The following is a 23,777-nucleotide window of genomic DNA, read 5'->3' on the forward strand; positions in this document are numbered from 1 at the left end:
TGATACGGCTAAAATATGATACTATTTTAAGATTAAAATTAGTAATAATATAGAAAATAAAAAATGTGTATATGCCAAAACGACATCTACACAAACGTGTTACTCCACAAAAAGTCAGGAGGTAGGTTTGATAGTCAATTATTTACCGGGGCCCAAAAAATTGTAAAAAAGTGTTAAAAAGTTATCCACATGGTCAATGGGGAATGTGGAGGTGGATAAATTATTTGAAGTGATTGGTTTATGTTAAAATTATTTCCCTACCTTTGCAGACCAAATTTGACGTAAGATGCCTAAAGTAAAGACTCATTCCCGTGCAAAGAAAACGTTCAAAGTGACCGGGAGCGGACAGATCAAAAGGTACAAGGCTTTTAAAAGCCACCTGCTGACCAAAAAAGCTACCAAAAGAAAACGCAGCCTGAGAGGCAGCACGCTGGTTGCTGACGCCAACCTGAACCTGGTAAAGCGGCTGCTTTGTCTTCGTTAATTATAATCTAATTTATTAATCTGATCAAAAAAGCAGCATATGCCTCGTTCAGTAAACGCCGTTGCTTCCAGGGCCCGCAGGAAGAAAATATTAAAACAGGCAAAGGGCTTTTACGGTAAAAGAAAGAATGTATATACCGTAGCTAAAAACGTATTGGAAAAAGGGCTTACCTACAGCTATGTAGGCCGTAAGCTGAAGAAAAGGAACTACCGCCAGCTGTGGATTGCACGTATCAACGCTGCCGTACGCGCCGAAGGTATCACCTATTCTGAATTCATTCACAAACTGTCTGAAAAGAACATTGACCTGAACCGGAAAGTACTGGCAGATTTGGCAATGAATGAACCCGCCACTTTCAAAAGCCTGGTGGCTTCTGTAAAGTAATCACGCATCTCAGATCATTTCAAATACGCGATAGCCGGCGTCCCACACGATGCCGGTTATTTTATTTTTAGGAAAAATGCCCACCATGGCAGATCCGCTGCCGCTCATAGTTGCATAAACCGCCCCTGCTTCGTATAACTTTTCTTTTATTGCTCCCAGTACAGGATGCGCACGGAAAACCGGCGCCTCAAAATCATTGGTGATAAGCGTTTTCCATTCGTTTACCGGCTGCAATATGCTTTCGCGCAGCTGCCGCGCCGGCACTGCAGGCGTAATTTGCCTAAAAGCCCAACCGGTGTTCACATGAATGCCCGGGTAAACGAGCAGCAGTGAGTAACCACTAAGGTCTGCTGCTATGGGTTCCAGCACTTCCCCACGGCCGGTGGCATAGCAGGGCCGGTTACGGATAAAGAAAGCGCAGTCGCTGCCCAGCTGCGCAGCATAATAAACCAGCTTTTCGGCAGAAAGCGCTAAACGGAATTTATCATTCAGCAATTGCAGCATAAACGCAGCATCGGCAGAGCCGCCGCCTAAGCCGGCGCCTATAGGAATATGTTTATGCAGGTGAATATTTACAGCAGGCAGCTCAGGAAAATCACGCTTCAGTAAATGCCAGGCCTTCAGGCAAAGGTTATCTGTAACTTCACCTGGTATGGCAATGCCGCTGCTGCTGAACTGCAGCTGCCCGGGAGATAGCGCTTCCAGCGCATCGTTTACCGGTACCGGGTAAAACACAGTTTCCAGGTCATGGAACCCATCGGCCCGGCGCCGCAGGATGTGCAGCCCTAAGTTGATCTTGCAATTGGGAAAAACGATCATGTATTAAGCGGGTGGATGGATTTTTACCGGCCTGCTTTCCGGCTGTTGATCTCATCGCGGATGGCAATGGCGCGGATATAATCTTCCTGCTCCAGCACGTCCTGCAGCAATGTGCTCAGCTCTTCCACGCTCATGGCTTTCAGGTCGTCTTCCGCACCTTTTTCATGTTCTGAAATAGTGGGCGTGGTAGGCTTGTTCACTTTTTTTCCGGTAGGATCGTCGAGCAGTATGCCGGCGCTGTTGAGGATATTCTCGTAGGTATAAATGGGGCAGCCAAAACGTACGGCCAATGCGAGGGCATCGGAAGTACGGGAATCAATTTCTATGGTTTCGTCGTTGTTATGACAGATCAGTTTTGAGTAAAAAATGCCCTCCTGCAGGTTGCTGATGACCACTTCCGAAAGCTCAATATTAAAAGCATTCATAAAATTCTTCATCAGGTCGTGCGTTAAAGGGCGGCTGGGTTGCATTTTCTCAAGCGCCACGGCTATGGCCTGCGCCTCAAAGCCCCCGATCACAATGGGCAGGCGCCGCAATCCGTTCACTTCTCCCAATACTACGGCGTATGAGTGTGTTTGCGTAATGCTGTGTGATAAAGCAACTATTTCCAGTTCTATTTTTCTCATATCTGTTATCTATCTCGCGTTGTCGGCTGATAATTTTGTAAGACCGTGAAGTTAGAAAAATATTTCCTGATCTAAAAAATAAGCCGGCGGTTTGTTCAGTTGCTCACAGGCAAAGCCGGTACAACCAACCGTTTAAAGTAAATGCTGCCGGGCTGCCTGTGACCAACTATCAACTTATTATTTTAGTTTTTTAACGGCTGCTGTAAGCCTGGGCACTATTTCAAATGCATCGCCTACAATGCCGTAATCTGCTGCTTTAAAGAAAGGCGCTTCCGGGTCTTTATTGATTACCACAATCACCTTGCTGCCGTTTACACCTGCCAGGTGCTGTATGGCGCCGGAAATGCCAATGGCAATATACAGATTGGGACGCACCGTTAAGCCGGTTTGGCCTACGTGCTCGTGATGCGGACGCCAGCCGGAATCGGCCACCGGGCGGGAGCAGGCGGTGGCGGCGCCCAGCGCCTTGGCCAGGTCCTCTACCATGCCCCAGTTTTCGGGACCTTTTAACCCGCGGCCGCCGCTTACTATAATTTCTGCTTCTGTCAGCGGCACGTCACCACTTACCGTTTCTACCTTGCTTACTTTTACCTTGAAATCCGCATCGCTTACCGGCGCTTCAAAAGGTTGCACAGTGGCTGCGGCATCCGTAGGTTCCAGGGCAAAGGTATTAGGCATTACTGTGATCACTTTCCGGGCAGAGGTTATGTTTACATTCGCAAAGGCCTTGCCGGAAAATACTGTTTTCTTCACCACAAAACCATTGGCGGTGGCTGGTAATGAAATAGCCCCGGTTACCAGTCCTGCCTGCAAACGGGCAGCTACCCGGGGAGCAATGGCCCTGCCGTCAAAATTATGGGAGAATACGATTACCTGTGCATCTTCCTGGTTGGCTGCGGCTACAATTACTTTGGCAGCCACGCCGCTGTCTGCTTCACCTAACCTGGCGCCACTGGCCTGCAGCACTTTTTGCGCGCCGTAATTGCCCAAAGCGGCCAGCTCTGCATTATCTACTTCGCCTAAAACTATAGCCGTGGCCGTTGTACCTGATTGCTGTGCAACTTTGGCCCCATATTGTACGGCCTCAAAAGCAGCTTTTTTTATCTTTCCCTGGGATTGATCCGCGAATATTAGAACAGACATGTTGAGTTACGATTTAAGAGGTTTGACTTACGATTGATGCAGCGAGGAACGTGGACTTACTAAATTTAAAAATCGTAAATCAGATCACTTTCGCTTCTTCGTGCAATAATTTTACCAGTTCTTCTACATTGTCAGCGGGGATTAGCTTAACGCCTGCCTTGGCCGGCGGCAGCTCAAAGCTTACAATGCTGGTAAGGGTTTCGGTAGCAACAGGCTCTGCTACAGTTAAGGGTTTGGTTCTGGCGGCCATAATGCCCCGCATGTTGGGAATGCGCGCTTCCGCCATTCCTTTCTGACATGATACTACTACCGGCAGCGCTACCTCCACTATTTCCTCACCGCCTTCGATTTCCCGGTTAATGGTGGCTGTTGTACCGCTCAGCTCAAATTTAGCTGCAATGGAAACAAAGGGCAGATCGAGCAGCTCTGCTACCATACCGCCTATGGATGAACCGTTGTAGTCAATTGTTTCTTTCCCGGTAAAAATGAGGTCATACCCCTGCTGTTTTGCATGGGCGGCAATTTGCGATGCAATGTAATAACTGTCCTGGCTATCCGCATTTATACGGAAGGCTTCATCACCGCCCAGGGCCAGGGCTTTGCGGATCACCGGTTCGGTGTCGGCGCCGCCCACTGTTACCAGGTGCACGGTGGCTCCCTGCGTTTCTTTTAGCTCCAGCGCGCGTACCAGCGCATACCACTCATCGTAGGGATTAATGATGAACTGTACGCCGGCTTCACTGAATTTCGTGTTATTGTCCGTGAAAGCTATTTTTGCAGTGGTATCCGGCGTTTTACTGATACATACTAAAATCTTCATAACCTAAAACTGTTTGGTTTGGAAAAAGCGCTATCAGCAAATATAACGGATATTGGTTAACTAATAAAAACCAACAATGGACCGGATCTCTAAACTAAAAGCCTTCCTGGAAAGCAGCCCTGACGATAGTTTTCTGAAGCACGCACTGGCGCTGGAATATATAAAGCTGGAGGATGATGCTGCTGCGCGCGCGCTGTTTGAGGAACTGTTGCAGCATGAGCCATCTTATGTTGGCTCCTATTACCATCTTGGTAAGTTGCTGGAAAGGGCAGGGGAGCAGGAACTGGCCGCAGCTACTTACGAAAAAGGTATGGCCATGGCCCGGGAAGCAAAGGATAAACACGCGTATAACGAGCTGCAGGCTGCTTATGAAGACCTCATGTACTGAGGTGCCGCAACACCATCTAACTATCAAATAATTTTATGCAAAAAGACCTTCTTACAGGTTTCAGGGAATACATTCAGCAGGAACATTTATTTACAACCGGGCAAACGATCTTACTGGCCGTAAGCGGCGGAGCCGATTCTGTGGTAATGACGCACCTGTTTCATACAGCCGGCTTTTCATTTGCCATAGCGCACTGTAACTTTCAGCTGCGGGGCGCAGAATCTGTGCGCGACGAGCAATTTGTGCAACAGCTGGCTGCCGCGTACAGCGTGCCGTTTCACGTAATAAAATTTGATACCGGCGCCTACATGGAACAGCAGCGTATATCCGTTCAGGTGGCTGCACGCGAATTGCGCTACCAGTGGCTGGAAGATACCCGTAAAGCTCATGGTTATGCCTTTATTGCCACTGCCCATCATATGCAGGATAACGTGGAAACGGTGCTGATGAATTTTGCCAAAGGTACCGGCCTGGCCGGCCTGCACGGCATTTTACCCCGGCAGGGCCATATTATACGCCCGTTATTGTTTGCCCCCAGGGAGGCGCTGCAGGATTACATAAGTGCGCAGCAGCTTTTATTTGTAGAGGACAGCTCCAATATAACGGATAAATATACACGCAATTTCTTCCGGCATCATGTGCTGCCGCCTGTTAAGGAGGCTTTCCCTGGCGCCATACCGAATATGGCTGCTACTATTGACCGGTTGCGGGAGGCGGAGCTGCTGTACCAGGAAGCAGTGGAACACCACCGGAAAAGATTGCTGGAACAAAAAGGAGATACCTGGATGATACCGGTGCTGAAGCTCCGGAAAACCGTTCCCCTGGCCACTATTGCTCATGAGGTGTTTAAGGCCTTTGGTTGTACGCCGGCACAGGTAAGCCAGGTGCTGGAGCTGCTCGACAGCGAATCGGGCCGGTATGTAGATACTGCTACGCATCGTATTTTGCGCAACAGGCAATGGCTGCTTATAACACCCGTTGCCCGGCAGCAAACAGGCATTGTGGTAATTGAGCCGGAGCATACGCATGTACATGCTGATGGCGGACATTTAAAGCTGCGCGTGCAGGATAAGGCCGCGCTGACAACCATACCCGCTGCCGTCAACATTGCCTGCCTGGACAAGCAGCACCTGCACTATCCGCTGCTGCTGCGCCGCTGGAAACAGGGCGATTATTTTTATCCGCTGGGCATGGCTAAAAAGAAAAAGCTCAGCCGCTTTTTTATTGATCAGAAACTTTCCCTGCCCGAGAAAGAAAAAGTATGGGTGCTGGAATCGGCCAAACGCATTGTATGGGTAGTAGGCATGCGGATAGATGACCGCTTTAAGCTAACAGACCGTACCAGGGAAGTGCTGTACCTTGAATGGACAGCCTGAAAAATCATCTTCCAAAACCAGGGAAATGCGTGATCTGGTACATGAAAACAGGCACTACCACATCCCATTTCAGCACCAGCGGAAATAAAACCCCGAAAATGGCGCCCCAGAAGTGCGCATCATGGTTAATGCCATCCCCGCCGCGGCGCGACATATAAACGGAATAGCCCAGGAACAGCACGCCGTACAGGATAGCCCACATAGGTATTACAAATACAAGAATAGTAGCCCAGGGCTGGAAAAGAATAGCTGCAAATACCACCGCAGATACAGCGCCCGATGCGCCAATGGAGCGGTAGCTGTAATTGTTGCGGTGACGTATGTAGGATGGAATATCAGAAACGATCAGCGCCAGCACATAAAACAACAGGAAATATATTTTGTTGCCGAACAGCTGCTGAAATATGATTTCTATATTCCTTCCGAAAAACCAAAGGGTAAGCATATTAAAGCCCAGGTGCATATAGTCTGCATGCACCAGGCCCCCTGTAATAAAGCGGTAGTATTGGTTATGTTCCCTCACCATATATGGCCACATGCTCAGCTTATCTATTTCATCCGGCCGGTTAAAGGCGGTAATAGAGATAATGCAGGTAATGATAATGATCACTAAGCTTAACGTCATCATAAAAGTTCTGTCCGGTTTAAAAAATGTAAATGTAGCTATTGATGGTGATATTTCTCGTTGTGCAGCACAGAATAAGCGCGGTATAGCTGTTCTGTCATAATCAGCCGTACCAGCTGATGGGGAAAGGTGAGGGGAGAGAGGGAGAGCTTGCCCTGCGCACGCTGCAGCACGCTGTCATCCAGTCCGAAGGCGCCGCCGATCAGCAATACCAGCTGGCGGGTAGCAGCGTTGGTACGCTGTTGCAGGAAGTTGGCCAACTGCAGGGTGGTCATTAATTTACCGTGTTCATCCAGGGCCAGCAGGTAGTCCTGGGGTTGCAGCAGGTCCAGTATAATTTTGGCTTCCTGCTTTTTTAATTCAGGGATGGAAAGACTGGCCGCCTGCTTAACGGTGGGTATGAGGCGCAGCTCAAAATCTACATAATGCTGCAGGCGTTTTTGGTAAACCGCAATGCCTTCCCGAATGTAAGGATCGTTTTCTTTGCCAATGCTCCAAAGCTGTATCTTCATGCTTTTTGCTTGTATAATTTCCGGCTGCAACAACGGCCTGGCGCTGCTGTTACAGGTGTGTAAAAGTACTGGTTAATAGAATTTTGCAGAAATTTCTATGCAACTATTTGTTTGTTTCAGAAAAACTCCTACTTTTGCAATCCCAATCAAACAAACGGTCACACGGCCGGTAGTTGAAAAAAGGGAATGGCTCCGTAGCTCAACTGAATAGAGCATCTGACTACGGATCAGAAGGTTTCAGGTTTGAATCCTGACGGAGTCACAAAAAAGAGCTTCAACGAAAGTTGAGGCTTTTTTTATGGGTTCAAGTGAGTGGAGCATCCCGATCGCAGATCGGGATGCGGTTTCTTTAAATCGACATTAATTCAGGTCTTATTGCATCAATCATGTCGGTAATAAAGGCGGGTATCTCTTCAGCTTCATAGAACGCTAATCCAACCAAACCGCACCATTTGAAACAGAGCCTCAAATAATCAATAAACGGCAGCTCCTTGCCGAAATTTATTAAAGGGGCATCCAACATCTGTTTTTGTGATAACAGCACACCGTAACCCATGCTGCCACTAACATTTTCCTTGACAAATTCGTCCGGTGAAATCAGGGCAAAATGCTGGTCTTTATCATCTAAAAAGGAGATGGAGTTAATTTCCAAAAAAACCTCAAAAGAATAAATATATACCTGGTCCAAATAAAACGGAGCATCCCAATGGGGAAAGTTCCCTCTGAAATCTACTTCTTTTATCGTTTTATAATAATACGCCAGCGAGTACGGAATATGACCATAAATATTGTACAGGCTATTTATTCGGTCTAATGACAGGCTACCGTTACTACCCCTTCTTTGAAAAATATTATATTCAGGATTTATATCTTCAATATTTTCAAATACATATCCATAATCCGGTAACGCTTCAACAAGAATCCCAAAATTATATGCGGCCCTTTCCATCATAGTTTCAAGTATCAATAATACATCAGGCAAATACTGAGGTTCAAATACCTGCTCTTTTAACGACAGTATTTTATTCCACACTACTGTTTCTTTCCCTTTATTAAGATATTGTTTGTACAAACTATTATTCTCCATTTTACTTTCTTGTTTCGATTTCTATTTGCTGTTTATTATAATAGTATTGATTTCGTCGTTATGCTTTAGATGCTACATTAAAAAGGGACGTCTAAATGTATTTAATTAATTTTTAATATACAAATTGACAGCTACCTTCAGAAGGTATAGCTGTTGCGGTTTTCAAATCTTTAAATCCAAAGGAGCATATTTATACAAACCGTTGCTCACCTTTGCAGACCCTTTCATGTTTCGTTGCATAGTAATTATCGTACTACTTTATTGGTAAAAACAATTCTGCCGGCAAAGCAAACATTAGCAGGCTGCATGTGAATGAATCTGCGTTTAAGGCAGGTACTTATGTGCAGAACTGTTTGTATAGTTTGATACCCCGGAACATATAAAAAAACAGCCCTTGCCATCCAATGGATGCTTTGGATAGGCGGCTGGATGGTGGCTGCAAAAAAAATAACCGCAAAATTAAATGCCGGCTGTGCCGGCAATTTTTCTATTACGCCGGCTTACACGCCGATATAATAATGCCGCGTTGAAACAGCGTAAATCCCGCGTTCTTTAAACGTTTGCGGATAAGGTTAAGCTTTTCCTCATAGCCGTTTACCTGGTGAAATTCAAAAACAATATTGCGGGTGATGTCGAGGATAGCATCCGGAACCTCCGGCAACAGGTCATATTCTCCGCCCTCACAATCAATTTTCAAAAGATCTACATGCGTGAGCTGATGGCTGGCATACAGTTGTTCCAGGGAAACGCTTTCTACCACCCTGCGCTCGCAGCCCTCATACCAGTAGGCCGAAACATGCATTTCATTATCATTCAGCGATTGCACATTCAGCACCAGGTCGCCCGATACGCTGGCTGCCTTGTTAACCGGCGTAATGATCCTGCCGGCATCATTCAGCTCAATATTCTTCAACAACACTTCGTAGTTCTCCCGTGTAGGTTCGTAAACAATTACCCGGGAAGCATTGAGGTACCGCGCGCAATACAGCGAGAAATCGCCGATATACCCGCCAATATCAATCACAACAGGGTTTTCAGCCAATGTGCAGTAACGGAGGTAGGGCTTTTCAATAAATATTTCCCTCACAATGCGGGCGTCCCAGATATTCTGGCGGATACAGATCTTTAACCCGTCCCGGGTGGTTAAGATCATGCGTCCGTTCTCCTTTTTCTGAAGCGCCTGCTGGTATTGCGGGTAATTCCGGAAAAGCTGCCGTTCACGTAGCTGGTAGTAAATGTCCCTGCCACGGGAATAGGCAGCCTGCATCATGGGGATCTTTTTGGCGAGTTGTTTAATTGAAGGCATAGTGTTGCTGGTTTGGGGGTGATGGGGAAATGCCGGTTAATAGGAGCTGGAATATTAAACAATCTAACCAAATAATCTGATTAAACCAATACAGTATTGCACTAAAAAAATATTGAGGCTACATTTACAGGATCAATTACCGGAAAAGCAACAACAGCAAACGATATGAAGAACATTTTTACCTGGATATTATGCAGCAGCCTGTTTTGTATAACTGCACACGCCAAAGAACAGGCTACGCCGGCCGGCATAGCAAACAGGATTGCCAATCCTGATACAACCGGTACAACGCAGCCGGTTACGGTGGCCAACTGCACCAGGTGCATTGTATTGGCGGAACAATTGTTTAACCGTGCGGCTATCGTAGACCTGGATGCGCAGCAGATCATCTGGGAATGGAGGCCGGCGCAATCCAATGTAAAGCCGGCGCATTTGAAATGGTTCACCAATACCAGCGATGTGAAACCGGTGTACAACGGCAGGTACCTGCTGATAACAGCCTCCGGCGGCGGCGTTGCGCTGGTGCGCATTGCCGACAAAAAAACAGTGTTCTATGCCTATGCAGGCGGTAATACACATTCTGCGGAGCTGCTGCCTGACGGAAATATTGTGAGTGCATCCAGCACCGGCAACTACCTCACCCTTTTCAAAGTTGATACCACGCAAGCGCCGGAGCAAGTGTACCACAGGAATTACACGGTACCTTTCGCCCATAACGTAGTATGGGACCAGCAGCGCCAGGTGCTGTGGACGGCCGGTATGAATAAGCTGCTGACTTTTACCTATAATTTTAACTGCCGGCAGCCTGCATTAACCTTAAAGGATTCCGCCAGCCTCCCCGGAACAGAAGCGCATGATCTTTTTCCTGTTCATGGCGGCAATGCCCTGTGGCTTACCAATACCACGCATGTTTATACTGTTAACCCCGATACAAAACAGGTTACGCAAGCCGATGTGCTGCAAAAAAATATCAAAAGCGTTTCCTCTGCAACGGCGTCGCTGCCGGTGATCATTATCCGGCCTAAAACCAGCTGGTGGACGGATGAGGTGATAGATGCAAAGGGGAAAACTGTTTTTCATCAAAACGGGCTGAAAATATACAAGGCGCGCTGGTTTATAAATAACCCTTTCAGCTATCCGGCGGATGATAGCATGAAGCAATGCCGCTAAGGCATTGTCGTGCCCGTAATGTTAATCGCCTGTTTGGCTGTGCGGCGCGTCCACTGGCTTGGATTGCGGCGATCCTTTTTGCCGCAGCCATATGGAAAGCAATACAATGGACGCAACTGCCAGGAACTCGCTTTGCCAGTTCTGGAAAGATTCAAACCAGAAATGCGCTTCGCCGAAATATTTTCCTGCCGCCACCGGCGGCTCGCCTTTCATGGCCTGCTCCTCGTTATAGCTCTTAAGGCTGCCTCTAAAATGCAGGATGAAAGACAGCAAAAACAACAATGCCAGGGCAATGGAAAGCGAATTTTTGTAAAGCAGCAGCCAGAACCCGCCTTTGCGTACCGGCCAGGGAGCACCGGGCTTTGGTTGCGGCTCTTTATCTACATCCTCTTCACCGGCGCCTTCTTCTCCTTCCAGCTTCTTGGATTCGGAAGAACCTTTCTGACGGAAGCCGATGGTAAGCACTACATAAATAGACATTTGTAAAAATTCGCTTTCCCAGTTCTCAAACGTGGCGGAAGCAAAGTGTCCGCTAAGCAGGTACTGGCCGGCGGATAATGCTACCAGGCCGTGTTCCTCCAGCTCGTGGTTATGGTCTTTCCAGCCTGCAACAAACTGGCAAAACCAGAATAATAACATTAAGAAAAGCAGTATAATACTAAGGCCGTTCCGGTAAAAGAATGAGGTTTGTTTATTTTTCATATAGTGGTTATTGCGTACACTGGTTGTCTAACCGCAAAACACAAGCCATTTACAGGGCAATGGTGTAGTATCAATAATTATCATTACCACGCGCGAACGAATAGCGGTTTATGCGAAAGAAACAATTTATGAAAAGGATAGCCGGCGCCGGACGGCATCGGAGAGGGGTTATCTTAATGTTATTTTATAAGCGTCAATAATACTTTTCATGCGTATCAGCTCTGCCACGCTCCAGGCCTGCGCTACCGCCCCGCCGCCTTTGTGCGGGTAGTCGCCGTCAAAAATTTCCGGGATGGTATACAGGCAGTCTTCCTGCAATACAGGTGCCATGCCTGTATACAGGGTTTCCAGCATGGGAAGGGCGGCCTGCTTGTATACTTTCAGGCAGGCATCTGCAAAATGCCCCAGCAGCCAGGGCCAAACCGTTCCCTGGTGGTACGACCTGTCGCGCGATGGCTGGTCGGTTCCATAATGGCCGCAGTACAACGGATCAAGCGGGGATAAGGTACGCAGGCCCCTGGGCGTTATCAGCTCACGCTTTATTTTATCCATTACAGCCTGTTGTATAGCCGCACTTAATGGGGAGTAAGGGAGCGAAACAGCAAACAGCTGGTTAGGCCGTACAGACCAGTCTTTATTTTCTGCCTGCACACAATCTGCCAGGTATCGCTTACCGGCATCCCAGAAGCAGCTTACAAAGGCGGCTGCTATTTGTCCGGGATAAGCCGCCCAATCATTTTCAAAGGCATTATCTTCCGCGGCATGCGCCAGCTCCAGGCAAAAACAAACGGCATTATACCACAGCGCATTCAGCTCAACAGCCTTGCCACGGCGGGGTGTTACCGGCACGCCATTCACTATTGCATCCATCCAGGTAAGGGCAATGCCATCTGCACCAGCTTTCAGCAGCCCGTCTGCATCCATTTGAATGCCGTAATGGGTGCCTTGCCGGTAATGCGCCAGTATTTGCATAAAGGCTGACCGGTACTTCTTCCACACAGCAGCCGCCTCTCCATAGCCCAGGTAAACATATTGCTGTATAGCCCACACCAGCCATAAAGATGCATCGGCGGTATTATACGCTGCTTCCCTGCTGCTGCCATAATTAGGCAGCAGGCCGTCTTTAAGCCCCTTCAGCAGGTTGTCTGCTACCAGGGTAAAAACAGCGGCATTACCTGTAAGCAGGGTTAAGCCGGGCAATGCTATACAGGTGTCCCTGCCCCAGGAGTCGAACCAGTAGTAACCAGCCTTAACGTAGGCAGTGTTACTGTTATGAATAATAAATTGCCCGGCAGCCTTGCGCAGGTAGTCTTCCATTGATTCCGGCCGTTCTTTTTCAGCAGCCAGCCGGCTAAACAAAACGTCAAAATCACCTGTGCGCAATCCTTCCAGCCCTGCTGCAAAAACAACGGATTGCCCGGGTTGCAGCGCCAGCTCAAAATGGCCGGGTGTGTACAGGTCTTCGTGAAAATCATAACCCCTGCGCTCCTCCTCGGGGTATTCAAAGCCGTAATACCAGTCGGGCCCGTGCACATAGCCTGCAGGGGCGGAGAGCTGCATGAAAAGGGATGGATAATCTTTATACAGCGTTATTTCAATGCCATTGGCCAGGGGGCGGAAATGATGGTCGGCCTGGGCATTTTTTACAGTCAGCCTGTGAAAGTTCCTGCAGGCCAGCAAAGGCGTGAGTAGCAGCGTTACCGCGGCAGGCGCAGTCAGCAGTGTGTACCGAACGAGCACCGTGGAGCGGTCATGCATGAAAAGCAGCTCTTTTTGTAGCAACGCATTGCCTATGCTGTAGGTCCATACCGGGAAAGGACTGGCCGAAAAGTTGCGGATGCAGCAATACCCTTCCGGGTAATACACGCCAGTATAGCGGTGGGTAGCCAGCTGCCATGTAGCGCCTTCGCTCAGCACTTTTTCATCCAGGGAGGAAAGCAGCACATGTGTTTCATTTTGCAGCTGCGGCAGTGTGGCTACCAGCAGGCCATGGTACTTACGGGTGTTGCAGCCGCAAAGGGTGGCCGCGCTGTACGCGCCGGAACCGGACACTTCCAGGTATTCATGCGCAACGGCAGCCTCGGGGCCGGCGCTGATGCCTTCATTGGCAGGTGGTGAAAAAAGGGTAGTAGCAGACATGGCAGGTTTATTCTCAGGAATATTAACTCCACCAAATATATGACCGTATACAGTACTACGGCAATAATATGCGTCACAAACCGGCAAATATGCGGCGGCCGCGGTGTTTCCCGGCATTAAGTATTGCATCATTTTTGTGCGGGAATTAATAACAGCGGCCAAACCTACACCTCAAACTTGGTTGTATGGAAAAGATACTATATGTAACAGATGCGGTGCAGATGAATATGCAGTGCCTGGATTTTGCCTGTTTCCTATGTAATCTCACTCATTCAAAATTAACCGGCGCTTTCCTGGAAAACCTGGAGAACGAAGTCCGTTCAAAGGAAAGACTGCTGGAAACGGCCATTGGCGCCGACCTGCCGGGCAAAAGCGTAAAAGAGATCAAGGAAATTTACAGTGAGGATAATATCCGGCATTTTAAAGAAGCCTGTACAGCAAGGGGTGTTAATTACGCCGTGCACCATGACCGGGGCATTCCTATAATTGAAGTAATTGAAGAAAGCAGGTATGCCGACCTGATTATTATTGACTCCGGCACCTCTTTTACAGAAGGAGAGCAGCGTACGCCCACGGGCTTTGTAAGGGAGGTGCTAAGATTGTCTGAATGCCCGGTGGTAATAGCCCCGGCGCACTTTGAAGAGATTGACGAAATTGTTTTTACCTATAACAACAGCCGTTCCGCGGCCTTTGCCATTAAACAATTCACACAGCTTTTTCCGCAGCTGCGCAACCGCAAAGCTGTTATCCTGGGCATTACGCCGCCCGGAAAAACTATCGGTGATAAATACAAATTAAAGGAATGGCTGCGAACACATTACACTGATCCGGTGTTTATATTATTAGAAAGCAGGAACACCCGGCAACGGTTACTGCATTATCTCCTGGGAAAACAACGGGTATTTGTGGTGATGGGCGCATATGGCAGGGGTATACTATCTAACCTGTTTGCGCCCAGCCATGCCAACGCGGTAGTAAACGCCGTACCACATCCCGTTTTTATTACCCACGGCTGATACACCGGGTGTGTAACAATATCCTCATGGTCACCCCAAAACACCAGGAATGAAAAAGATCAGGCTCATAAAAATATTGGGCGTACAGGTGAACCTGCACTGGACCTTTACTTTACTGATAGCCTGGATATTGGTTGTGCAAATGGCAAACGGCGCCGGTATGGCGCAGGTAATGTGGGCCCTGCTGGGCATAGCGGCCATATTTACCTGCGTGGTGCTGCATGAGCTGGGCCATGTGCTGGTTGCCGCATATTATCATATAAAAACCAGGAGCATTACCTTATATCCTATAGGCGGCCTGGCCATTATGGAAAAGCTGCCCGGCAGGCCCGTGGAGGAAATGCTCATCAGCCTGGCCGGCCCATTGGTGAATTTAGTAATAGCAGCGCTGCTGCTGCCTTTTATTCCCTATTATGTACCGTTCTGGAAAACGGCTGTTATTATTAATAACATTCAGCCTGGTAACTTGCTGCTATACCTTCATACCATTAATATAATGCTGGCGCTTTTCAATCTCATTCCGGCTTTTCCGCTGGATGGGGGCCGGGTGCTGCGCGGGCTGCTGGGCCTGTTTTTGCATAACGGGCGCCCTACGGCGATAGCCATACTCACAGGCCGCATTATTGCTGCTGCGTTTATTATAACCGGCCTGTTTTCCTTTAACCTGCTGCTGCCATTTATCGGCGTTCTGATTATACTGGCCGATGCTGCTGAGGAACAGCTGGTGTACCTGCGCACCGCCGTAAAAGGGATAAAGCTCAGGGAATTTATTATACGGGATTATACTACTATACCGCACAATCTTTCCATACAGGCAACGGCAGCAGAATTTTTACCGGGGCGCCATCAATACTTTGTAATAACCAGCCCCCAGGGCATGGCCGGCGTAACTGACCGCAATACGCTGCTGCATGCGCTGGCCCAGGGATGGCACCATAAACCGGTAGCAGCGTTAATAAGCGCGCCGCCCAAAACGCTTGATGAAAACAGCCTGGCCGATGAGGTAGTTGAGCAGCTGGTGCAGCAGCGGACCGCTGCTTTGCCGGTAATGTGCGGCAACAGGCTGGCCGGCATTCTGAACCTGGACAGTATTATAGAATACCTGCTCATACATGATACCAGCGCTAAAACCCAAAACCAGCGTGGCGCGGTAGCACGTATGCTGCAGCAGTTTTAATTCAATAAAAATAACAAGCCATGAAAAAGAACATTGCCGGCCCCATAATGAACCCGGAGAACAGCTCCTGACCGCAATCACCCGTTCAGCTGCCCGCAATCATTTCAGGAAGCATAACGCTGTTATACTTTTGCATCTCAATAGTAGCATGGCATTATAATACAGGTGTGGCGGCATGGCAGGCACAGCTTTTAAAGCTGCCTGCACATAACCTGGTTAAGTTTACAATTTTTACCATTCAACTTTTTTTATGAAAAGCTTTTTTCATGATACCATACACATCCCGGTGGGTAAGGTAACCCTTGAGGCAGTGCTTACTGTACCGGAAGGCGCTATGTCCATCGTGATCTTTAGCCTGGCCAGCAGCCGCAGCCGGTACAGCCGGCGTTATCAGAAGGTAGCGCATCAGCTGCAGCTGCGTGGCTTTGGCACCCTGCTGGTGGATCTTTTAACGAATGAGGAAGATGCGGCATATTATTATACCCGCACCAATATTGAGCTGCTTACCCGCCGCCTTACGGGCATTACAAAATGGCTGGAATACTACAAGCCTGCCGCACATTTAAGCATGGGCTATTTTGCAGCAGGCACCGGCGCAGCTGCCGCACTAAAGGCTGCCTGTGGCCTGCCGCACATACATACAGTTGTGTGCCAGGGCGGCCGGCCCGATATGGCGGCGGACCTGCTACCGGATATTGAGGTACCTGTGCTGCTGATAGCAGGAACACTGGACGCCGATACCCTGGGCCACAGCCAGCAGGCCTTTGAAAAGCTGCAGTGCCGTAAAAAGCTGCTGGAGATAAAAGGGGCAGGACAGCTGTTTGTTGAAAATAACGCTATGTCGCTGGTGATGGAAAATGCCATTAACTGGTTCAACCACTACCTGAAGGTACCCTTGCCCCAGCCCGCGCCGCAGGTACACTAAGATGGTTCCGCGTCTTTAAACAAGCCTTCAGGTGCTAAGAGGCGGCTGCTTCAGAACGTTCAACCGGTATTACAACAATGAACTCGGTGCCTTTATCCAGCTCGCTCTTCACCGCTATGTGGCCGTCAAGCAGGTCTACATAGCGTTTAACAATGTGTAAGCCCAAACCGGTGCCTTTAACATGGCTGGCGTTGGATGCGCGGAAGAACCTTTCAAATAATTGCTGCTGGTCCTGCGGCGATATGCCTATGCCTTCGTCCTTAATAACCAGCTTTACACTTTCTGCATCTGTATAGGTAGAAACATATACATGGCTTTGCGCAGGGGAGTATTTGATGGCGTTGGATATAAGATTGGTTAAAATGTGATCCGTAAATATCCTGTCAAGGAACACTACATCGCTTCCATGATGCGCTGTTATAAAAACATGGCCGGATTGGGTAGCAGCAGCTGCAAATTTCGCGCATACCCGGCTTACCTGCTCCCTGATATTATAGTATTCTCTTTTAGCATCTACTTTGCCTTCGTCTATTTTCTCCAGGGATAGAAACTCCTCCAGGATGGCTACCATATCGCTCACCGACGCTTTAATACGGCCAATATGCCTGTCCCGGTTATGCTGCATTTCCGTGCTGCGGTATTGCTCCAGCAGCGATACAGAGGAAAGTATGGTGCTTAGCGGCGTACGGAACTCATGGGAGGCCAGGGAAACAAAGTTTGATTTCATCCGGTTTAGCTGCTTTTCCTTTTCCAGCGCAGCCTGCTTTTCTTCTTCAGCTTTTTTATGCAGGCTAAAATCGCGGGTTACTTTCACAAATCCCTGCACCTTGCCGGCTGCATCATAAATGGCAGTTATCAGTACATTGGCCCAGAACCGCGACCCGTTCTTGCGTACCCGCCACCCTTCGGTTTCATAGCTGCCCTGCTTTCGGGCCATTTCCAGGTTGTATGCCGGCTCGCCTTTTTCAATGTCCTCGGGCGTATAAAAAATGGCAATATTTGCCCCGATCACTTCCTCATGCTGATACCCCTTTAAGTTGAAAGCGCCTTTATACCAGTTCAGGATGTTTCCTTCACGGTCTGTCATAAAAATGGCAAGATCTTTTATGCTGTTAATCAGCAGCTGAAACCGGGCTTCACTTTCAGAAACAATCTTTTCCGCCTGCTGTCTGCCCTGGAAATGATGATAAATAGTGAAGAACGACAATAAAAGCAGCGAAAATACAAGGGCCCCTGCTGCCATAAGAATTTTACTGCCTGTTGCCATGCTGCGGTTTTTAGCTGCTTCCCGCAGGGTTATAAGGTGCTTTTCTACATTCACGATCCTGTTTACCTGGCCGGCAATAGTTTGGCGGAATGCTATCAGCTGTTTAACATCGGCATTAAATGCCGCATCTGAGTACCCTAGCTGGTTTTTCCGGCTGATGGCCTGCGCACTGAAATTTTTCAGGTTATTCAGCTGGTGCTGTAAAGCAGCAACGTTTACCCGCTGTACCGGGTTATCTGCAATTAGCGCTGCCAGCGTGTCGGCAGTGGCATCCATTACTTTTCTCACATGCCGGTAAGCATTTAAGGCAGCGGTATCGCCCGTGTGCAGGAAATTCCTGCTTTCCCATTGCAGGTCTTTGGTCAGGGCGGTAAGCACATGCGTTTCATTAATCACTTCCTGCGTATGCTTCAGCAACTCTGCGGTACTGTGAAAAGTTTGAATGTTGCGGTAAAAGAATATGCCGATAGCTATTAATCCGATTAAGATGGTTATATAGTAGATAAGCAAGCGCCTGGGGAAGGACAAAAGATGTATGAAAGTAGAGGTAGCCATTTTTCAATATCTGCTTATAGAAGGTGGAATTAGCGGTGCAGGCAATCACATTGCCGGCAATGCTAAGTAAATGAAAAATACCCGTTTTGACAAAGTCATTTCATATGCTGAACATACACCACTCAACACATAACGCGCTGAAAAATTATAAAAAATGCCGCCTGGATATTACTTTAAAGGCGCGTAATCATTGCACACCGAAAAAAGCTATGAACAGTACTTCAAACAGGATAAAGACGGCCATCTTTCTTTTTATTGTTGCAGCAAACTTTGCTTTCATTACCCGCGCCCACGGGCAAAATGCAAAGCCGGACCAATTAACCTGTGAGCATCTCATGCAGCCGTTAGGTATTGATAATCCTGCACCCCGCCTGGCGTGGATAATGGACGATACCAGCAGGGGCGCCCTGCAAACCGCTTACCAGCTGTTTGTAGGCACAGACTCTGCCGCGGTGGCCGCAGGCCGGGCCGATTGCTGGCGCACGGCAAAAACCACATCCGCAGCCAGCCTGGTAACATATGCCGGTAAAGCATTACAGCCCTTTACCAAATATTACTGGCAGGTGCAGCTATGGGGCAGGGGCGGTAAAAAGCTCCCGGCGTCCGGCATAGCCAGCTTTGAAACCGGCATGATGCAAATGAGCAACTGGAAAGGCGCCTGGATCAGTGATGGCAAAGGCATAGCAGAAAAGCCAGCGCCGTATTTCCGTAACACCTTCCGCATTCATAAACCCATCCGTTCAGCCAGGGCATATATAGCAGCAGCTGGTTTATATGAATTGTACATTAACGGCAGCAAAACCGGTAATCACCGGCTGGACCCCATGTATACCCGTTTTGACAGGCGCACGCTGTACGTGACCCACGACGTAACGGCACAATTGCAGCAGGGCGATAATGCCATTGGCGTGCTGCTGGGCAATGGCTGGTACAACCACCAGTCTACCGCCGTATGGTATTTTCACCTGGCGCCCTGGCGCGCGCGGCCTGCCTTTTGCCTTGACCTGCGCATTACCTACGCAGATGGCTCTACGGAAACCATTGCCTCCGGCAAGCAGTGGAAAACGGCATTAAGCCCGGTGATATTTAACAGCATTTATACCGCGGAACATTACGATGCGCGCCTGGAACAGCCGGGATGGAATACTGCCGCCTTTATTGACACTGCCTGGGAGGCTGTAACACTGCGGGCTGCCCCGTCACAGCATATTGTTGCGCAAAGCCTGCAGCCCATACGCGCCGTGGAGGAAGTGCCGGCCAAAAGCATCACACAGCCCGCCGCCAATGTATACGTGTTTAACCTGGGCCGCAACATTGCAGGCGTAAGCCGGATAACTGTAAAGGGCGAAGCCGGTACGGTCATCCGCCTGAAACATGCCGAAAAGCTGGATAAGGCCGGGCGGGCCGACCAGTCAAACATTAACGTTCATTACCGCCCCACTGATGATACCGATCCTTTCCAGACCGACATTTTTATTTTAAAAGGCAAGGGAGAGGAAACCTTTATGCCCCGCTTTAACTATAAAGGTTTTCAGTATGTGGAGGTAAGCGCAGATAAACCTTTGCATCTCAGCAAAGAAAGCCTTACCGGCTATTTCATGCATAGCGATGTTGCGCCGGTTGGGCATATCAGCTCATCCAATACGGTTATTAATAAAATATGGGCAGCCACCAATGTTTCTTACCTCTCTAACCTTTTCGGCTATCCCACGGATTGCCCGCAGCGTGAAAAGAACGGCTGGACCGGTGATGCGCACATTGCCAGCGAAACCGGCCTGTATAACTTTGATGGCATTACCATTTATGAAAAATGGATGGCCGACCACCGCGATGAACAGCAGCCCAACGGCGTGCTGCCCTCCATTATTCCTACCGGCGGCTGGGGATATGAATGGGGCAACGGCCCCGACTGGACCAGCACCATTGCCATTATACCCTGGAACCTGTACCTGTTTTATAACGACAGCAAAGCGCTCAGGGATAATTATGAAAATATAAAACGCTATGTTGACCATATCAACTACCTGTACCCTACAGGACTTACCACCTGGGGCCTGGGCGATTGGGTACCGGTAAAATCAAAATCGCCGGTAGAATTTACCTCTACTGCTTATTATTATACCGACGTGAATATACTGGCCAAAGCTGCGGCATTATTCAATAACAAGGCAGACGCAGAAAAATACAGTGCGCTGGCCCGGAAAATTAAAGCCGCATTCAATAATAAATACCTGGATAAAAATACCGGCATGTATGATAAAGGTTACCAAACAGAACTGAGTGTGCCTTTATACTGGGGACTGGTGCCGGCCGGCATGGAAAGCAAGGTGGCCGCCAATTTAGCCGAAAGGGTAAAGCAGGATAACTACCACCTGGATGCAGGCATCCTTGGCGCCAAAGCCATCCTTGGCGCACTAAGCGATCATGGGTTTGCAGATGTGGCCTACCGTATAGCATCGCAGGAAACCTATCCTTCCTGGGGCTGGTGGATCGTAAACGGCGCTACCAGCCTGTATGAGAACTGGGATATAACCGCCAAGTCCGACCTGTCGCTTAACCACATTATGTTTGGTGAAATCGGCGCCTGGCTGTACAAGGGTATTGGCGGCATAAAGGCCGACCCGCTGCAGCCCGGTTTTAAACATGTGCTGTTGGAACCACATTTTGTTGATGGCCTGGATCATTTTGAGTCATCCCACTGCGGACCATATGGCAACATTATCTCCAGCTGGAAAAAAGACGGCAGCAAAATAGTATACACTGCAACCGTTCCTGCCAACGCTACCGCCACCGTACGTTTCAGCAACATACCCGGTAAAAAGATCTACCTGGACGGCAAACCTTTACCAGCCAAAGACAGCTACGAAATACCAGCCGGGCGGTATTTATTTGAGTTACGGGATAATTAATAATTAAGAATGAATAATTAAGGGAGCTGCAGCTGGTTGGCTATTACAAACGCAATCAGCTCATCCTGTGAAATGCCGGCGCGGTTGCAGGCGTCCTGTATATCTTCCCGTGATACATTGGCTGCAAAGGACTTTTCTTTCAGCCTTTTCTTTACACCTTTAACATCCATGCCGGCATAGCCGCCGGGCCGCATAAGAGAGTAGGCGTGTACCAGGCCGGAAAGCTCGTCAAAAGCGTACAGCATCTTATCCATATTGGTTACCGGCTCTACGCCAAAGTAGCGGTGGCCGTGGGAGGCAATGGCATGTATTACTTCGGGGTCTACCTGCCGGCGTTCCAGCTCCGCTACAATTTTACGGCAGTGCAGCTCCGGCCACAGGTCCCAGTCAGCATCATGCAGCAGGCCGGCCAGCTCCCAGCGCCATTGCCCCGCTTCGTCCAGCTTTTCATTTTCTACTGCCCAGCACCGCATCAGGTGGCCTACCTGCCGCATGTGCAGCTGCAGCTTTTCGTTCTTTACCCATTCCTGGAGCAGGGCGTTTGCTTCTTCCCGCGACAGCACATTGCCGGCATTCGCCGGATCGCCGAATGTCGTCCTTCCTAATGGTAATATTTCCATGCTAAGGTGATTTCCTTAAAGTTAAAAGTTCAGCTGCATAATTGTGTACACGTTACCGTAAGGCAGCTGTCATTTTTTTGAGCCATTTTCCGGCCAGCGCCGGCCATACTTCGGCTGCAGGGTTGCCTGGCCGTAAACCATATCCATGGCCGCCCTGGGCATACAGGTGTAGTTCTACAGGCACCTTTGCACTGCGTAAAGCGCCTGCCATTACCAGCGCGCTGTTGCTATGGGCATCATCGGCAGTGGCAAACAGGAACATGGGCGGCGTTTTTTCATTTACCGCCAGCTCAGGCGTTAATGTGTGTTGCGGACCTCTGTCAAGGTAAGCGGGGTAAATCAGCACTGCAAAGTCGGGCCGGCAGGAGAGGGCGTCTGCTTCATCTACCGGCATATAATTATGCTGCTCATACAGTGTAGCGGCACGCGCGCCCAGGCTGCCACCGGCCGAAAAGCCCAGTACGCCTACGTGCGTGCCCAGCTGCCATTCCCGGGCGCGGCTGCGCACAATACGTATGGCCCTTTGCACATCCTGCAGGGCGCCCTTTTCTTTTTGCGGCACCCGGTATTGCAATACAAAAGCGGTATATCCCATACCACACAGCCATTGTGCAATTTCATCACCTTCCAGGTTAATAGCCAGTATGCTGTAGCCGCCGCCGGGGCACACCACAATACCGGTATGCAGGTTCGTTGCCCCTGCTTTGGGCGTATATACGGTAAGTATAGGATCCGTTACATCTGTAAGCCGTATCACGTTTCTGCTTGAATCCGGTGTAGGCACCGCTGCATGCTTGGCAGCGGTTTCTCCCGGTACCGATCCCGGCCATAAATGAATAACAGGATGCTCCTGGGCCATGCTGGAAAAACTGCTCATAATGATGCAAAATAGCCATAAGGGTTGTTTCATAAAGTGGAATTTATTCCATACAAAATACAATTTAATGTTATTTGCAGGTAATGGCTTAGCTGCAATTACCCGCTTTAGCGCTTCGGTACCCTTTTTGTTCAATATGCAGGCATAAACTCATCACTCACCAAAACAATTAGTTATGAAACGAGTACTGAAAAAATGGAACAGCTTACTTCTTGCCATCTCGCTACCCTGGATGCTGCAGTCCTGCGGCGGCGGTACCAATCAAAATAAAGATAGTGTAGACAGTGCGCAGAATGTAAATGAAGCAACTGCACCTGTGGATAATGAATCATCAGAATTTGCTGTAAAGGCTGCGAGCGGTGGTATGATGGAAGTACAAATGGGCAGGCTGGCACAGGAAAACGCCAGCTCTCCACGGGTAAAAGCTTTCGGACAAATGATGGTAACAGATCACTCCAAGGCGAATGACCAGCTGAAAAGCCTGGCTGCCTCCAAGAACATTACCCTGCCTGACAGCGTAAGCGACGAGCAGAAGAAACATATGGATGAACTGCGGAAAAAGACCGGCGACGATTTTGACAAAGCTTATATAGATATGATGGTGGACGACCACAAAGAAGATGTGGACATGTTTGAGAAAGCATCCAATAACCTGAAAGATGCCGATCTGAAATCATTTGCAGCCACTACGCTGCCTACTTTACGCACTCACCTGGACTCTGCCCAGATCATACAGGAAAACAACCGGAAAATGATGAATAACAGCAAAAGAGGTAGTCAAAAATAATAGCAGGATAACAAAAAAAACGGCAGGCCTTGCTTTTGCAAACCTGCCGTTTTTTTTGCTTAT

At 48.8% G+C, this 23,777-nt stretch carries 23 protein-coding genes and 1 tRNA gene; 11 read left to right on the forward strand and 13 right to left on the reverse strand.

From position 1 onward, the window contains the following. Window positions 1-286 precede the first annotated feature (286 nt). Together rpmI and rplT are read left to right on the forward strand one after the other, a co-directional pair. Window positions 287-484 carry a 50S ribosomal protein L35 gene (rpmI, locus tag VFS25_RS09080; protein WP_149839551.1) on the forward strand — a complete coding sequence of 66 codons (198 nt, stop codon included), beginning with the start codon at window positions 287-289 and terminating at the stop codon, window positions 482-484. 39 nt (window positions 485-523) lie between these two features. After that, a complete protein-coding gene (rplT, locus tag VFS25_RS09085; protein ID WP_326461818.1) occupies window positions 524-868 on the forward strand; it encodes a 50S ribosomal protein L20 in 345 nt (114 codons plus the stop codon). Window positions 869-877: 9 nt separating this feature from the next. On the opposite strand, the gene ispE is transcribed toward rplT, so the two are convergent. The 4 genes from ispE to VFS25_RS09105 form a co-directional block, all read right to left on the reverse strand. Continuing rightward, window positions 878-1,687, reverse strand: a complete 810-nt coding sequence (ispE, locus tag VFS25_RS09090; RefSeq protein ID WP_326461819.1) for a 4-(cytidine 5'-diphospho)-2-C-methyl-D-erythritol kinase — start codon at window positions 1,685-1,687, stop codon at window positions 878-880. Between the two features lie 23 nt (window positions 1,688-1,710). After that, window positions 1,711-2,313, reverse strand: a complete 603-nt coding sequence (locus VFS25_RS09095) for a bifunctional nuclease family protein (RefSeq protein WP_089911661.1) — start codon at window positions 2,311-2,313, stop codon at window positions 1,711-1,713. Window positions 2,314-2,490: 177 nt separating this feature from the next. Continuing rightward, window positions 2,491-3,456, reverse strand: coding sequence for an electron transfer flavoprotein subunit alpha/FixB family protein (locus VFS25_RS09100; RefSeq protein WP_326461820.1), 966 nt, complete (start codon window positions 3,454-3,456; stop codon window positions 2,491-2,493). Window positions 3,457-3,535: 79 nt separating this feature from the next. Next, window positions 3,536-4,276 carry an electron transfer flavoprotein subunit beta/FixA family protein gene (locus tag VFS25_RS09105; protein ID WP_326461821.1) on the reverse strand — a complete coding sequence of 247 codons (741 nt, stop codon included), beginning with the start codon at window positions 4,274-4,276 and terminating at the stop codon, window positions 3,536-3,538. A gap of 76 nt (window positions 4,277-4,352) precedes the next feature. On the opposite strand from VFS25_RS09105, the gene VFS25_RS09110 reads away from it, so the two are divergent. Together VFS25_RS09110 and tilS are read left to right on the forward strand one after the other, a co-directional pair. After that, the gene (locus VFS25_RS09110) at window positions 4,353-4,664 is read left to right on the forward strand and encodes a hypothetical protein (protein ID WP_326461822.1); all 312 of its coding nucleotides are present in this window, start codon (window positions 4,353-4,355) and stop codon (window positions 4,662-4,664) included. A 35-nt stretch (window positions 4,665-4,699) separates the two neighbouring features. Beyond that, window positions 4,700-6,040, forward strand: coding sequence for a tRNA lysidine(34) synthetase TilS (gene tilS / locus VFS25_RS09115; RefSeq protein ID WP_326461823.1), 1,341 nt, complete (start codon window positions 4,700-4,702; stop codon window positions 6,038-6,040). 4 nt (window positions 6,041-6,044) lie between these two features. Here tilS and VFS25_RS09120 read toward each other — a convergent pair whose 3' ends face one another. Together VFS25_RS09120 and VFS25_RS09125 are read right to left on the reverse strand one after the other, a co-directional pair. Beyond that, window positions 6,045-6,668, reverse strand: a complete 624-nt coding sequence (locus VFS25_RS09120; protein ID WP_326461824.1) for a rhomboid family intramembrane serine protease — start codon at window positions 6,666-6,668, stop codon at window positions 6,045-6,047. Window positions 6,669-6,703: 35 nt separating this feature from the next. Then, window positions 6,704-7,177, reverse strand: a complete 474-nt coding sequence (locus tag VFS25_RS09125) for a 23S rRNA (pseudouridine(1915)-N(3))-methyltransferase RlmH (RefSeq protein WP_326461825.1) — start codon at window positions 7,175-7,177, stop codon at window positions 6,704-6,706. Between the two features lie 188 nt (window positions 7,178-7,365). Between VFS25_RS09125 and VFS25_RS09130 the strand changes: the two genes are divergently transcribed. After that, a tRNA-Arg gene (locus tag VFS25_RS09130) sits at window positions 7,366-7,439 on the forward strand. Between the two features lie 87 nt (window positions 7,440-7,526). Here VFS25_RS09130 and VFS25_RS09135 read toward each other — a convergent pair. Further along, complete coding sequence (locus VFS25_RS09135; RefSeq protein ID WP_326461826.1) at window positions 7,527-8,264, reverse strand: hypothetical protein; 738 nt, start codon at window positions 8,262-8,264, stop codon at window positions 7,527-7,529. 490 nt (window positions 8,265-8,754) lie between these two features. Continuing rightward, the gene (locus VFS25_RS09140; RefSeq protein WP_326461827.1) at window positions 8,755-9,570 is read right to left on the reverse strand and encodes an FkbM family methyltransferase; all 816 of its coding nucleotides are present in this window, start codon (window positions 9,568-9,570) and stop codon (window positions 8,755-8,757) included. 165 nt (window positions 9,571-9,735) lie between these two features. Here VFS25_RS09140 and VFS25_RS09145 point away from each other — a divergent pair, with 165 nt between their 5' ends. Then, window positions 9,736-10,740 carry a DUF6528 family protein gene (locus VFS25_RS09145; RefSeq protein WP_326461828.1) on the forward strand — a complete coding sequence of 335 codons (1,005 nt, stop codon included), beginning with the start codon at window positions 9,736-9,738 and terminating at the stop codon, window positions 10,738-10,740. Between the two features lie 21 nt (window positions 10,741-10,761). Here VFS25_RS09145 and VFS25_RS09150 read toward each other — a convergent pair whose 3' ends face one another. Beyond that, a complete protein-coding gene (locus VFS25_RS09150; RefSeq protein WP_326461829.1) occupies window positions 10,762-11,442 on the reverse strand; it encodes a DUF6766 family protein in 681 nt (226 codons plus the stop codon). 168 nt (window positions 11,443-11,610) lie between these two features. Beyond that, window positions 11,611-13,581 (reverse strand): amylo-alpha-1,6-glucosidase, encoded by a 1,971-nt coding sequence (locus VFS25_RS09155; RefSeq protein WP_326461830.1) that lies wholly within the window; start codon window positions 13,579-13,581, stop codon window positions 11,611-11,613. A 185-nt stretch (window positions 13,582-13,766) separates the two neighbouring features. On the opposite strand from VFS25_RS09155, the gene VFS25_RS09160 reads away from it, so the two are divergent. From VFS25_RS09160 to VFS25_RS09170, 3 genes are all read left to right on the forward strand, one after another. Next, complete coding sequence (locus VFS25_RS09160) at window positions 13,767-14,597, forward strand: hypothetical protein (RefSeq protein ID WP_326461831.1); 831 nt, start codon at window positions 13,767-13,769, stop codon at window positions 14,595-14,597. 49 nt (window positions 14,598-14,646) lie between these two features. Further along, the gene (locus VFS25_RS09165) at window positions 14,647-15,774 is read left to right on the forward strand and encodes a site-2 protease family protein (protein WP_326461832.1); all 1,128 of its coding nucleotides are present in this window, start codon (window positions 14,647-14,649) and stop codon (window positions 15,772-15,774) included. 250 nt (window positions 15,775-16,024) lie between these two features. Beyond that, entirely contained in the window at window positions 16,025-16,699 is a 675-nt protein-coding gene (locus VFS25_RS09170; protein ID WP_326461833.1) for an alpha/beta hydrolase, read from the forward strand. Window positions 16,700-16,733: 34 nt separating this feature from the next. Here the strand turns inward: VFS25_RS09170 and VFS25_RS09175 are convergent, their stop codons facing one another. After that, window positions 16,734-18,521, reverse strand: a complete 1,788-nt coding sequence (locus VFS25_RS09175) for a sensor histidine kinase (RefSeq protein WP_326461834.1) — start codon at window positions 18,519-18,521, stop codon at window positions 16,734-16,736. A gap of 209 nt (window positions 18,522-18,730) precedes the next feature. Between VFS25_RS09175 and VFS25_RS09180 the strand changes: the two genes are divergently transcribed. After that, window positions 18,731-21,430: an alpha-L-rhamnosidase gene (locus VFS25_RS09180; RefSeq protein ID WP_326461835.1), complete on the forward strand. Its 2,700-nt coding sequence runs from the start codon at window positions 18,731-18,733 to the stop codon at window positions 21,428-21,430. 17 nt (window positions 21,431-21,447) lie between these two features. Here VFS25_RS09180 and VFS25_RS09185 read toward each other — a convergent pair whose 3' ends face one another. After that, complete coding sequence (locus tag VFS25_RS09185) at window positions 21,448-22,050, reverse strand: hydrolase (protein WP_326461836.1); 603 nt, start codon at window positions 22,048-22,050, stop codon at window positions 21,448-21,450. A gap of 52 nt (window positions 22,051-22,102) precedes the next feature. Next, complete coding sequence (locus tag VFS25_RS09190; protein ID WP_326461837.1) at window positions 22,103-22,960, reverse strand: alpha/beta hydrolase; 858 nt, start codon at window positions 22,958-22,960, stop codon at window positions 22,103-22,105. Between the two features lie 142 nt (window positions 22,961-23,102). On the opposite strand from VFS25_RS09190, the gene VFS25_RS09195 reads away from it, so the two are divergent. Beyond that, a complete protein-coding gene (locus tag VFS25_RS09195) occupies window positions 23,103-23,714 on the forward strand; it encodes a DUF4142 domain-containing protein (RefSeq protein ID WP_326461838.1) in 612 nt (203 codons plus the stop codon). The last annotated feature ends 63 nt before the right edge of the window (window positions 23,715-23,777 follow it).

The sequence above is a fragment of the Chitinophaga sp. genome (genome assembly GCF_035761305.1).
In the GTDB taxonomy this organism is placed as follows: Bacteria; Bacteroidota; Bacteroidia; order Chitinophagales; family Chitinophagaceae; genus Chitinophaga.